The organism is Arachidicoccus rhizosphaerae, assembly GCF_900107765.1.
GTDB classification, from domain to species: Bacteria; Bacteroidota; Bacteroidia; order Chitinophagales; family Chitinophagaceae; genus Arachidicoccus; species Arachidicoccus rhizosphaerae.
In genome coordinates, this window is the sequence record NZ_FNQY01000010.1 from 115,295 (window position 1) to 128,769 (window position 13,475).

The 13,475-nt window shown below is 45.8% G+C and carries 7 protein-coding genes and 1 pseudogene; 3 read left to right on the forward strand and 5 right to left on the reverse strand.

What is annotated here, in order from left to right; genetic code table 11:
* Positions 1-155: 155 nt before the first annotated feature.
* Together BLU80_RS10265 and BLU80_RS20105 are read right to left on the reverse strand one after the other, a co-directional pair.
* Entirely contained in the window at positions 156-2,705 is a 2,550-nt protein-coding gene (locus BLU80_RS10265) for a GH92 family glycosyl hydrolase (protein ID WP_244518868.1), read from the reverse strand.
* Between the two features lie 250 nt (positions 2,706-2,955).
* A pseudogene (locus BLU80_RS20105) lies at positions 2,956-4,256 on the reverse strand (DUF6051 family protein).
* Between the two features lie 462 nt (positions 4,257-4,718).
* On the opposite strand from BLU80_RS20105, the gene BLU80_RS10280 reads away from it, so the two are divergent.
* The 3 genes from BLU80_RS10280 to BLU80_RS10290 all read left to right on the forward strand — a co-directional run bounded on the left by BLU80_RS10280 (position 4,719) and on the right by BLU80_RS10290 (position 8,313).
* Positions 4,719-6,209 (forward strand): DEAD/DEAH box helicase, encoded by a 1,491-nt coding sequence (locus tag BLU80_RS10280; RefSeq protein ID WP_091397629.1) that lies wholly within the window; start codon positions 4,719-4,721, stop codon positions 6,207-6,209.
* 54 nt (positions 6,210-6,263) lie between these two features.
* Positions 6,264-6,698, forward strand: a complete 435-nt coding sequence (locus BLU80_RS10285; protein WP_091397632.1) for a cold shock domain-containing protein — start codon at positions 6,264-6,266, stop codon at positions 6,696-6,698.
* A gap of 418 nt (positions 6,699-7,116) precedes the next feature.
* Positions 7,117-8,313, forward strand: coding sequence for a class I SAM-dependent methyltransferase (locus tag BLU80_RS10290; RefSeq protein ID WP_091397634.1), 1,197 nt, complete (start codon positions 7,117-7,119; stop codon positions 8,311-8,313).
* Positions 8,314-8,453: 140 nt separating this feature from the next.
* On the opposite strand, the gene BLU80_RS10295 is transcribed toward BLU80_RS10290, so the two are convergent.
* The 3 genes from BLU80_RS10295 to BLU80_RS10305 form a co-directional block, all read right to left on the reverse strand.
* Positions 8,454-10,478: a glycoside hydrolase family 2 protein gene (locus BLU80_RS10295; protein ID WP_244518870.1), complete on the reverse strand. Its 2,025-nt coding sequence runs from the start codon at positions 10,476-10,478 to the stop codon at positions 8,454-8,456.
* A gap of 93 nt (positions 10,479-10,571) precedes the next feature.
* Positions 10,572-11,741 (reverse strand): glycoside hydrolase family 43 protein, encoded by a 1,170-nt coding sequence (locus BLU80_RS10300; RefSeq protein WP_211481808.1) that lies wholly within the window; start codon positions 11,739-11,741, stop codon positions 10,572-10,574.
* Between the two features lie 243 nt (positions 11,742-11,984).
* Entirely contained in the window at positions 11,985-13,376 is a 1,392-nt protein-coding gene (locus BLU80_RS10305; protein ID WP_091397637.1) for an exonuclease domain-containing protein, read from the reverse strand.
* Between the last annotated feature and the right edge of the window lie 99 nt (positions 13,377-13,475).

Genomic DNA, 13,475 nt, shown 5'->3' on the forward strand with positions numbered 1-13,475 from the left:
AAAAACCATTAAAACTTAAACAGGCAAAAAGCTAAAGAAAACAAAAAATAGACGTTTTTCTGAGGAAGTAGGTTAAAATTAAAATCTGGGCATGACAACCTGAATTTATACAAAGGCCCTGTCCGGTCAAGCGTTTGTATATCTATGCATATCCCCTATTTTGGATCTTTCCAGCTGTCAGACAGCCAGATATCCAGTTTTCCTCCTGTTTTAAACAACTCCTTATCCAGGTACAGATGCTCAAAGGGCTGACCGTTTAAAGTCATCCGTTTTATATATATGCAAGGCTTGGGGTTTTGTTGAGTATTAGCTCCGTTGTTATGGACGGTCTGTTCAGGCTGTTGACGGTGCACCTGAATCACCAGTTGCCTCACAGATTTACGCCCCGTTTTTTTTCCTGTAGGCGCATTTTCTATGGGCTTCAATTGCATAACCACCCTGTCAAACAAAGGACTGGTTAACTCAAAGCGTCCGCTGACAGGATCTACCGGATAAAAGCCCATGGCGGCAAATACATACCAGGCACTCATCTGCCCTGCGTCATCATTGCCATCAACGCCACCAGGCCCATCACCATAAGCCTCAGCCAAGATTGTCCGTACCCGGAGCTGTGTTTTATAAGGAGCATCCGTAAAATTATACATAAATGGAATCTGGTGTCCGGGCTCATTACCGTGCCAGTAGCCTCCTTTCATGAACAGACTATCCAAATGATTTTCTAACTGCCGGCGCCCACCCATAAGTCTGGTTAAGCCTTCAATATCCTGCGGAACATAAAAGCTATACTGAGCCGGGGTTCCTTCCGTGATATAAGGGACGCGGCTATAGGGCGTAAACTCTTTCACCCAACTGCCATCCAGGTAACGCCCTCTGACCATGCCTACCGAAGGGTCCAGAACATGCGTATAATTTTTTGCTCTTTTTTGGAGTAGCTGATAATCCTGGGCATAATTAAATTTTTCCCCATCCCCGGTGCCACTGTCCCCTGGTTTATTTGCCAGGGCTTTTGCCAGCGTACTTAAAGCATAATCATCATAACTATACTCAAGGGTTCTGCTCACCTGTTCATTTTTATGAAAAGCATCCTCTACTGCATCTTCCAGGGGTATATAACCATATTTCAGATAAGATTTTAAAGCTCTCCTGCCTTTGCCCTCCAGATAGGCTTTATGATCCGTCGTGTCAAAGGCGTTCTTTCTTAGATAACCATAGAGTTTTTTTACATCAAAGTCACGAATCCCCATTTGGTAGGCAGCCGCCACAAAGGCTGTGCTGTGATCTCCGATCATGGCCGCTGTATAACTATTCCAGCAAGGGAAAATAGGCGTCCAGCCACCGGCCTCACTTTTAAGCAGTATAGAACGAACAAAATCCTTCACCGTCTGCGGCTCAAGGAGCATCATCAGCGGTAGCTGTGCTCTGTAAATATCCCACATGGAGAAATCATCATAATAATTACCTTCCTTAAGCTGTCGGACCGGCGATTTAAGATTTTTGTAAGGAGTGCCGGGCTGCCCTGCAGATGAATTCCCATCAAAGGCAGGATAAGTACCACTTACATCGTTGAATAAACGGGGTTGCTGGTAGGCGTGATATAAAGAGGTATAAAATATACGCAGGTTCCTGTTGGCCTGGCTATCTGCAGGATTGCCGGTCACCTGAATTTTGCTTAAGTGTTGATTCCAACAATCAATGGCCGAGCTGCGGACACCGGAATAATCCCAACCTGGTATTTCTGCTTTCAGGTTCTCTTCAGCAGCCTGCGTGCTGGTAAAGGAAGTTCCTAGTTTAACACAAAGGCGCTCCCCTTTTTTAAGGGCATATTTCAAAATTACAAGTCCTTTTTGCTTATCATCATTCTGTAGGGGCTCCGCTTCCGCCTGCACACTGACGGGTGCCTTACTGAACTCCAGATAAAAATGACCATCAAATCCCGCATACTGCCCCCAGCCCTGATAAATCCGATGAACCGGGTTAAAGCCGGATACGGAAAGCTTATCCGCAGCCACTTTAAGATGCCCCTGATTAAAATCACTATTGGTCTTACAAATTAATTGTAGGGTATCCGTGGTTAGCATGGTAATCTCCAAAATGGCCGAACGTAGGCTGGCGGTTATCCTTGCCCGATATTTCCCCGGAAAAGAAATAGCATATTCATAGGGAGTAGCTGTTTCCAGCCCATGATCCAGTCTTAGATCAGAAGAGTCCCTGATAGCCCCCACAACAGGCAGTATGGCCATACTGCCATAATCCTGCGTACAGGAACCGCTAAGCCAGTGACTGGCTCTGAATCCACGAAAAACAGCTGACTTATACAAATAAGGCGGTATACATTTATTTTCCGACCAGTTGGTTTGAGCCGTAAACTGAGTCATCCCAAAGGGTAAGCCCACGGCAGGGATGGTATTGCCGCTACGTTCACTACCGGCCTCACTATGAGCCAGTGCAGCAGCGGAAGTGGAAGGTGCCGTTCCTGAGAGCGGTTCTACGTATTGTACCGGCCCTAACCGCATTAGTTTTACCTGCTCAGGATGTACTTGCTGCCTCTGCTGGCCATAACCACCGGGAGCCAACAGAAAAAAACTGACAGTAGCTGCCCATATAGCTGCTACCCGTTTCAAAGGCCGGGCGCGCTGAATAGCAAAGACGTCCTGAATCACGCTTACCATAAAACCGTTAAAGGGATACACTTTATTCGTTGCCATAATTATGAAACAGATAAACAGTCAAAAGACTTTTGATTTATAATAGCTGCACCTCGTCTCAAAATAAATGCAAAGGCCGGACTTTTGCAGACCCTGTAAAAATAACACTTCGTTTTTGTTTGTACAAGCAGTTTTAAAAAACATTCATTTTTTTAAAAAGCACTTTAATTAAGGGAAAACCGTAAATCCCGGATGCCGGATAACAAAACATCTTTCCTGGCAGGACACCGGTTGCATGCCCCCAATCCCATTAGCTTAAAAAGTCAGCGGCTTTTTGCATCAGTTGCTGGTAGGCCCTGGTCGTTGTATGCCGGTATTTATCCATTAAAGAAAATGGATGTACATGATCATAGGGAAAATCAAAATCCACCGGCTCTACCCTGGTTGCAATATCCCGGTAATCTCCTTTCAGCGTGGAGATAACTTCCACGGGTGGTATTACGGTATCTTTTTTCAGGGGGACGGCAAGAATCCTGTGGGCAATAGCCGCCATTTTGGCTTCCCTTTGTTCTTTATAAAGATTATAATGCAGCATATACTTAAAACAATCCTCTCCCGGATGCTGATCCATGTAATGGGCCAGTCGCTCGCTGGCCATAAACCGGTTATGCAGCTGCTCACTAAAGTAACTGTTTAAACGATGGCCACCGTTGGAATCAAGGATATATTTAGAAATAGGGAAAGACCTGTCCAGCGTCGTTCCGCCGCAAAAAGAAAACAGCCGCGTCTGACTGAAATAGCCGCAAGGATTTGCCATCAGTAAAATAAGCGATAAAACGCACCGATAGAATAAGCGAAAAAATCAATGGTACAATCCCCTGCAATGCCTGAGACGCTTCCCTTTTTAATCTTTTTAATCAGCATATATACATCCTGATATGTCTGCAATCCGGACCAGAAGAGTCTGTCCGGGTGATTGCCCAGTCTGATGCTTATCGCTGTATTCACTGCGCTTATATGGGAGTATGCCGGATATTTTACTTTTCTAGCTTCTGCAATTTTTTGCATGGCACGGGTATCCGACCAGTTTTTAGGTGCCCGGTCCATATGAAAGGCTATGGGCAATAAAATGACTGATTTGCCGGTCAGCCTGACCATGGAAACGGCCCAGGGTAAATACTTTTCCCAGCTCTTTTCATTTAAACCGTGAAACAGCAAAATCACACCCTTAGAGCGTCCGCTTCGTACAGGATGCATGATATAATACGAGAAATGTCTGTTTTCTGCAATGTCACTATCTTCCATCTTTAATGGATGGAGTTTAAATTCAGATCCATTCTCAGTTGCAGCCGGCTGGCTGGAAGGTGGACCGACGGCATCTACCCCATCCTTATCTGACACGGTATCTTTTCCTTTGGGAGGTTGCGCCTCTGTATTTTCAGTAAAGATTGTTTTATGAGATGCACAGTAATACTTGGACTTACCAGGTAAAATCATAGCCCCGGCTGAAGTAAAATCATGCTTTTCCAACCGGATACCTAGGACCGGGTCTACGCCTCCCCCCTGCTTCATTAAATCCTTAATCTGATAATATAATGTCTGATACTCCATCGGTTATATCCTAAAACGTGATAGCGTTTAACTGAAATTTCTGACCTAAAGCAGATGTTATTGAATCCGCTACATCTTAATCTACGCTGTTTTTTGTGTTATCCTCCCAAAACTAAGGGGAAACCGCTTAGCTTTTCCCTTTCGACTCGTTAAATAAGATTTTAAAAACTAACGATTTTTAAGTACCTTTGCATCAGTTTAATTCAAATCTTTCATAGCAGGTCTGCAATAATTAACGCTACTTCTGAATTGTCCCCAGTCGCATTGCCTTTAATTACGTCCAGAGACGCTTAACGTTATGGTGTTTAACAAGATAAAAGCTGGCAGTAAAAGATTGGATTACAAGTGAGATTTCCAGCACGGGCATGGACTATTTTATATTCATAGCAATTTTTGTTAAATAAAATAGGAACACCTTCCAATATCCCGGCAGCTGGCAGTGATTCAATTAAAACAATTTAGATGACATTTAAGGACTTAAACATTATTCCAACCATTTTATCAGCCCTGAAGGCTGAAGGTTATGAAAACCCGACACCTATTCAAGAAAACTCCATCCCAATTATACTTGACCGCCATGATTTACTGGCCTGCGCACAAACCGGCACCGGAAAGACCGCCGCTTTTGCGATTCCTTTGTTACAGTTGATGGCCCGGGAAGCTGCCTCAGACAAAAACCTCGGCCATTCAAGAAACCAACCGATAGAAGCGCTGATTTTAGCGCCTACCAGAGAGCTCGCCCTGCAAATAGACGAGAGTTTCCACGCCTATAGCAGGAATTTGCCAATTCGTCATGCGGTAATTTTTGGCGGGGTCTCCCAGCATAAACAATTAAACGACCTGAAAGCCCGTCCCGCCGTCCTGGTGGCAACGCCCGGCCGACTGCTGGATTTAATCGGTCAGGGACTTCTGGATATTTCAAAAATCAAATATTTTGTGCTGGACGAGGCCGACAGAATGCTCGATATGGGATTTGTCAATGATGTCAAAAAAGTCGTAAGGCTGATTCCACAGCAAAGACAGACCCTCCTGTTTTCAGCCACTATGCCTGCTTCCATCATGCAGCTGGCGGCAAGCCTGCTACATCAGCCTAAAACAGTTCAGGTAAACCCCGTATCTTCAACCGCCGAGACGGTACAGCAATCCGTTTATATGGTCGGCAAAGAACAAAAAAAGCTGTTACTGGCCCAGTTATTAAAGGAGACTTCCGCGGATAAAACCCTGGTATTTACCAGAACCAAACACGGTGCGGATAAACTGGTCAGGATCCTGGTAAAAAGCGGTATTACAGCGGCAGCCATCCATGGCAATAAAAGCCAGCAGGCGCGTCAGCGGGCACTCGGCCATTTTAAAGCCGGAGAAATTAAAGTACTGGTCGCTACCGATATAGCCGCCAGAGGCATTGATATCGAGCAGCTTCCACAGGTAATCAATTATGAGCTACCCAATATCGCAGAGACCTATGTCCACCGTATCGGCCGCACCGGCAGAGCCGGGAGTCCGGGTCTGGCACTCTCTTTTTGTGATAGGGAAGAAGCGCCTTATCTGAAAGACATCCAAAAGCTAATTGGTTTTCAGGTAACGGTTGAAGAACATCCTTATGCGCTGGAGCAGGAGGTTACTTACCAGCCCATACATCAGGCGCCCGGCCACGCCAAAGGGCGATCACAACAAAACAGCCATAAAAACAGGCAGCAAGGCCAGGGGGCCAGACAGAAAAACAATGCACCCTACGGTCAGCAAAATTCAAAAGAGCGGGCACAGCGAAATACAAAGGCCTATGCAGCTCCAGAAGAAAATTTCGGTGCACCCGGCAAAAGTGTTAACAAAGGCACGGAAGAGCAGCGCAATAAAAACAATAACAATTATTACAAAAAGCGCCGCCAGGGCCAGAGCGCAAATAGCCATCAGCCGCAAAACGGCTATAAGCAACAAAGCAATTTATATCAGTAAAACATTGCAGTGTTGTCAGGCGATCAACCAATCAATTAAAAGATAAATATATATATGGGCATTACACCAGCAAAGAAAGAAAAAGAGAAGAAAAGAGCAAAAGCAAAGCAGGAAAAAGCAGAAAAAATGCGGGAACGCAAGGAAAACGCTAAAAAAGGCAAATCCTTGGAAGAGATGATGATGTACGTAGACGAAAACGGCAACCTCTCTCCCACGCCACCCGATCCAAAAAATAAACAGGAAATCGACCCGTCTCAGATTGATCTGACCGGATTTCATCCTAAAAAAGAAGATTCCACCAAAAAAGGCATCCTTACTACTTTTATAGAAGACAAAGGCTATGGATTTATTACCGATTTAAATACCAAGCAAAGTTATTTTGTCCATCAGAATAACTTTACGGAGATTATCAAAAAAGGAGATACCGTAACCTTTGAACTGGAAAAAACGCCTAAAGGGGTAAATGCCTGCTTCGTCAAAAAAATCTGACCGGTGCGGGCCTATTCAAATCCCTTAACAGCTTCGGTTACTTGCCAGGAAAATCGGCGTACATAAAGGAAGACAGCCGTTTTTTTAATAGCAGGATTGCCATATACCTGCATTTCTCTGCCTATAATCAGCGGAGGCTATGTATACCGCTGTCAGCGGCACCTTTCGTTTATCACAATAAGCTATATTTTAGCATTGATACTACGGGGCACTACCGGGATTCTCCCCTGTATAGGTCACCCTGTTCTACTATAAAATTCTGCCATTACCCGAACAAATTTGTAAATTACAACACGGATTTAAAGCTAAAGGGAACCGCAGGCTCCCCATAGCAGTAATGGCAATGACCATTTCTTTGAAGCAGTACGCCTTAAGGCGATTCTTTAGCAGGTAAACAAACTTATAGCAAGAGCAATCCATGAAAAAATTAGATACCACAGCCGAAAGAACAGCACTTTGGCGGGCGCTGCATCTGGAAATTGATCATCCGCCACTCATTGTAAAGGACCTGTGGGCATTAAAACTAACCCGCCCCGCGCCGGGCTGGCAGCAGCGTCCGGACATGAAATTCACCAAACCCATCCGGGCCAGTATTGTCGGTCGCGCCAGATTTGTAGAAGATCAGGTGATAAAAGCCCATGAAGGCGAGCAAGCGATTAATCAGTATGTCATTTTAGGTGCGGGCCTGGACAGTTTTGCACTTAGATATCAACCTGAAAAGCAGACATCCCTCCTGCAAATTTATGAAATAGACCAGCCGGGCACCCTGCAATGGAAAGCCGCCTGCATTAAAGAACAGATCCGGGACATCCCCGCCCATCTGCACCTGATCCCTATGGATTTTGAGGCAGCCATGCGATCAGCTGAGGCACTCAAAGAAAATCAAAACAGAAAGGAGCCTAACAGGGATCCGGGAAAAAAGACTGCCGGCCTATCTACGCCCAGGAAGGCTCCGAAGAACTGGCTGGAAGCACTGACGGCTTCAACAGGCACCTCCGGAACCGGCACTGATTCCCCGGACACAAATGGTATTAATAATGGACCCGAGGCCTCCATTCATTCCCATTCGTTACATTTCCCTTTAAAACCGCATTTAAAGCATACCGTAAAGCAAAAGACGCAGGATAGGTCCGGTGCAGCACACAGCTCCGCCCACCCCGAAGACCAGAGCGGCATGGCTCAGCAGCCTCCTGCCGTCCTGCCTTCCCGGCAGCAATCGGCCGCTCTGCCTTTTGACTTGCAAAAACCTGCCATCATCAGCTGCACCGGTGTAACGCTATATCTAAGTCTTACAGCCATAAAAGATATGCTGCACCTTATTGCCAATAGTTTTGCTGCGAACAGCCTGGCAATTATCAGCTTTTATGAACCTGCTGAAGCACTGGAGGGTCAGGACCGTAAACTGCTGGAGATCTCTATAGCAGGTGCCGCTGCCTCGGGAACGCCCATGGTCAGTTTTTTTAAAGAAAGTGAAGTAGCAGCCTTAGCTGCCGAGGCAGGGTTAAAACAGGCGCGCATTTTTAATACACAGGATTTAATCAACCTATATTTTAACGCAAGAACCGATGATCTGATTCCAAATAAAGGAGAACTATTTTTAGTGGCCAGCACCTAAAAAAGATAAAAAAAAGCGGCCTGCTTCTTCTTTTAAAAGCACGCTGCCGCAAACGCTGACAGGGCCTAAAAAAAGTACAGACCACCCCTACTATCTTTTGTGAATTTTGTCTTAAACCAAAGTATAAAAAGTAGGGGAAGTTAATGGCTGGTTTTAGCAGGCCAGCCATGACCTTCATTTTTAATTTTGTTATAATACCCCTGCAAAATATAAAAAGCGGCTTTCTTTTCTCCTTTATCACTGTAAAGCCCTTTTCGGTTCCAGCCTTCCTGGTAAACAGGATTATTTCTTTTAGGGCTCCTGAAATCCGCCAGTACCCAGGGAGACATACCGACCCAGTTATCCGGCATCCTGCCCAGCATACTGACCAGTTCTTTATAGTACCATACCTGATACGCTTCGCTAAAGCGGGTCAGGGAGTCTGCATGAAAGCCGTATTTGGCACCTCCGCCCGTCTCGCTGATAAATAAAGGCTTATTATAAGGAGTGGCCCAGTTGGTCGTCCTGCATTTATCAGGAGTTCCTCCATACCAGCCTAAATATTCATTAAAGGCAACTAAGTCCACATACGCCCCCAGCGGATCATCAATTTCATTGACGTTCTTTCCGGAATTATAATTCACCTCCAGGGCCGCTGAGACCATACGTGTACGGTCGAGCTGGTGTGCCTGATCAATCAGCTGATGCATAAAATCTGTTCTTGCCGGGCTAACCGGTGTTTCATTGCCTACCGACCAGACAATGATACTAGCCCGGTTATGATCACGGGTAATCATTTCGCGGAGCTGGCGGGCAGCCTTCGCATAGACCTGCTTGCTGGTAAAGTCTATCGTCCAGTAGACCGGTATTTCTGACCAGACTAAAAAGCCCAGAGAGTCTGCCGCTCTGGTCATGGATTCATCATGCGGATAGTGCGCCAGGCGTACCATATTACAGCCCAGTTCTTTTGCCTGGCCAAGCAGTTGCAAGGCATCCGCCTTGCTCCAGGCCCTGCGAACTTCACTGGGAATCTCCTCATGAATGGCGATACCCCGCATAAAGATGGGCTTACCATTCAGTAGTACCTGTTTACCGCTGGCCTTAACAGTCCTGAACCCTATTTTGTCAGATAGCTTATCTTTATCTGTCGACAAGGTAACCGTATAAAGTTTAGGATGATCCGGACTCCAAAGTTCCAACCTGGGCAAGGTAAAAGAAATGGCCGTCCGCTCACCGGTTACAGGAAACACTTTGGAGAAGCCCAGTTCCGGTATCTGGACCTTAAGGTTCTTAGGTGTTTGAGCTGCGCCCGCACTACTTTGACTGCTGAATTGATTTAACTGCACGTACCCGGTAATGACTGCGTCTTTTGTCACGGGTGCCGTTAGCTGCAGACTATAATCCTGAATAAAAGTAGCAGGAAGTTCCACCAGGTCCACGGACCTGGTAATGCCACCATAATTCCACCAGTCGGTGTTTAAGGTCGGGACGTCATCTTTATGACGGGTATTGTTTACCCGTACGACAAGATTATTATCATGCGCTTTAATAACGCTGTCGGGTACTTCAAAATTAAAGGGGGTAAACCCGCCTTCGTGAAAACCGAGCTTATGTCCGTTTAAATAGACATCTGCCCTATAGTTGACCGCGCCAAAATACAAAAACAGTTTACTTGCTCCCTTTTTTAGTTTGCGGGTAAAATCAAATGATTTCTGATACCAGAGCGTTGCTTCGAAAAAGGCAAACTGATCCTTTTGATGATTCCAGTCTCCGGGTACCATAAGACTATACTTATCACTCCAGCCAAACTCCACCAGATCCGTTTTGCTTTTAGGCGCAGGATCATTCCAATAGGCAGCCGGATTGTCTTCTTTCAGTTCCTTATAGCGGTAATCAAAAAAACCGGTTTCATAAGGATCAACGATATAATGCCAGCGGCCGTTCAGACTAACGCTATTTTCTGTCCTTCCGGCAATATCGGTAATTAAGGGAGTCGCCAGGGTAGGCTGAGACTGGATCATTGCACTAGTGGAGGCCGCAGACGCCTTCTGCTGGGCTTTAGCCGTCGACACTAGAGCCAAAAGGCTTAAAACGCCCAGTGCGGCGCGGCTTTTAGTGCGCTTGCGGCCTGAATCAACTTTTGCGATGGCCCTTACAGCGTAAAACGTAGAAATAAATTGATGCATGATTATCGTTATTAAAAAATAAATAAGAAGACCCGGGCAAAAATAAAGTTCGGTCTACCCATTTTTATCAACAGTAAAATCCATGAGCCGCCCTTACAGCTGCCAGTCATCCTGCCACACAATTTCAATGGGTGTGGACGCAGCGGCGTTCTTATTATCCGTGGCAGCCTGTTGCCCGTCACCGGTTACCGCCCCAGGCAGACTGACCGGTAAAAACTGATAACGACTGTCCTTCAGATTTTTGGGATTCCAGCGATCAGCCATATAGATAAACCGGGTATTTCCAGACCCTGACCGGACATTTGTTTTAACGGGCAGAATAAAGGCAGGCTGACCATAAAAAGAGATATGGCTGTCTTTTCCTTTGAGCGGGTTGCCCTTTAACAGCCAGGGGCCATATAGGTTATCCGCTACCCGAACTGAAGCCTGATTGGGCGCCCAGCCGGTACAGCCACTGGTAATCAGATAATATTTTCCCTGATATTTAAAAACAGCAGGCGCTTCTCTGTGATTGCTAAAGAGTAACGAGTCTTTAGTGGTAACATTCAGAAAATCAGGCGTTAGCTGAACTATTCTTAGGTCATAGTTCTCTTTAGAGGAGTAGATCTCATAAGCGGAGCCGTCCTCGTCTACAAAAACGGTCATATCCCGGCTCATATTGCCATTCGGCCTGAAGCTTCTGACAAACTTGTAAGGTCCGGTAATTTTTTTACTGACGGCCACACCCACCTTGGCAGCACCATAGCCTTTACCTCTGACCTCTACATGGAACCACATCACAAATTTTTTGGTTTTGGAATTATAAACAACCTTGGGCCTTTCCATAATGCCACCAAAAGCGATATCACTGGTGGTATCCTTACTATGGGCCAGCGCCAGACCTTCGGGCTTCCAGTTATACAGATCCTTAGAGCTGTAAACACTTACGCCCAGTGAATGATGCCGGTCTCTTTTTTCTCCAAACCAGTAATAAGTGCCCTTGTTTTCAATAATATTGCCGCCGTGGGCATTGATCGTATCGCCTTTTGTATCCAGCCAGGTCTGTCCTACTGTAAACCGGTTATAGGGCGTATGATGCAGTGGTTGTGCACGCAGCATGCCGCAGATCAACAGCAACCCTATGAGCAGCATTGCCCATAAGCCAAGCACACCAGGTCGCGGCCTGTACTCAGACGCCTCCGCTGTACGGTTTAGAGAATAGAAGTGACTCGAACACGCTACTCCAACCAAAGAAAAACTGCCTGTTAAGTTTGTTTGCTTCATCTTTTGTTTCTATAAAATAACCTTCGCTAAATTTACTGATTAACCGGAATCATCCATGTACCCCGGCATTTAAAAATAGCCATTATTATCAAAATCAATTCTTTAGTCTACAAAATAAGCAGAAAAAACAGATGTATTAAGGGGGCAAATCGGTCAAAATGGGGGTAAGAATCGGTTTAAAGCGCCCAGGACGCCCATGGTTTTAAAAAATAGGTAGTACTGTCGCCGCTTTACAACGCCTGTCTACAAATCCATATTCTCCCACATCTCATATTCTTTCATCAGCACCTTCTGAGGAAATGCCTTCGCATAACTATAGATCAGTTGCATAATATAATGGTTCCCCTGATAGAGCGGAAGCATGGATTTAGCATCCTCAATTCTGGTCAGATCCACCTCTTTTCCAAGATACCCCATCGCGGTAAAATGTCCTTTTTCCACATAGATACAACTCTGCTCCGCTTCGGTTCTGCCTTTATCTAATATAACAAAAGTCGGCAACTGATTTCTGTATTCCTGTAGCGCCTCTCTGACCAGCTCATTATAATAACCGGTATCTGTCTTTCTGGGGCACATCCCCCCTCTGCCCTCACAGCCACCTTCGGTCGTGCAGCTGCCCAGACGGCAAAGTTCCGGGCAGAGGTCATAGGCATGTACCATTTCATGTAAGGTATTGGACGCTTCAATTAAATGTGTAAAGACCAGCTCCGCCTGCTGGTTCTTATTAAATTTCCCAATCGCCATCCTTAAAAACCCGTCCAGGGCCTCATAGACAAATAAACCAAACTTAGGCTCATACTTTTTCATGGCGCGGTTGTACTTAGGCCATAATCTTTTAATTTCCAGAGCCTCCAAAATAAAAGCCATGAGCTCTGTCCCGCAGGGCTCAAAGCGGATATGATGAATGCTGCGTAAAAAATGCTGTCTTTGCGGATTAGGATTATGTCCCGTAAAATGCTGGGCTACCCTTTTGCGGATATCTTTGGCTTTACCCACGTAAATCACCTTGTCTTTCTCATCTCTAAAATAATAAACGCCCGGACCATGTGGTAAGGCCTCAAAATCTGCCTTGGGCAGATGAGCCGGCAAATTCTGATCCCCGGCACCTTTTTTCAGCATACCCGCTACGATACCTTTGGCATCCCACTCCAACAACCTGGTAAACAAAATAGCCGTCGCATCTGCATCGCCACCAGCACGGTGACGATCCACCAGCGGGATATCCAGGGCAGCGCAAAGCCTGCCCAGGCTATAGGAAGACAAACCAGGCTTAATTTTCCTGCTCAACCTGACCGTACAGAGCTTGGGCGCATTATAATAAAATCCGGATTGTGCCAGATGATGCTTAATAAATGAATAATCAAAATTGACATTATGTGCCACAAAGATTCTGCCCTGCAACAGGTTGAAAATATTTTCAGCTACCTGGTCAAAAGAAGGACTGGTAGCAATCATACTATTGCTGATACCGGTCAGCGCTGTAATATAGAGCGGAATGGGCACCCCCGGGTTTACCAGGGTTTCATAACGACCGGTTATCTGCTGCCCGTTATGCAGCACGATAGCCACCTCCGTTATCCCACTACCCGAAGCATGGCCGCCTGTCGTTTCAATATCTACAATTGCATATTCCATTACAAAAAACTACGCTGCTTATTTATTTATCTGTTAAGTTATTATCCATTATCTGATCCGTTCTATTTTACCCAGATTTCGCTGCTTCCCTACCTCCCC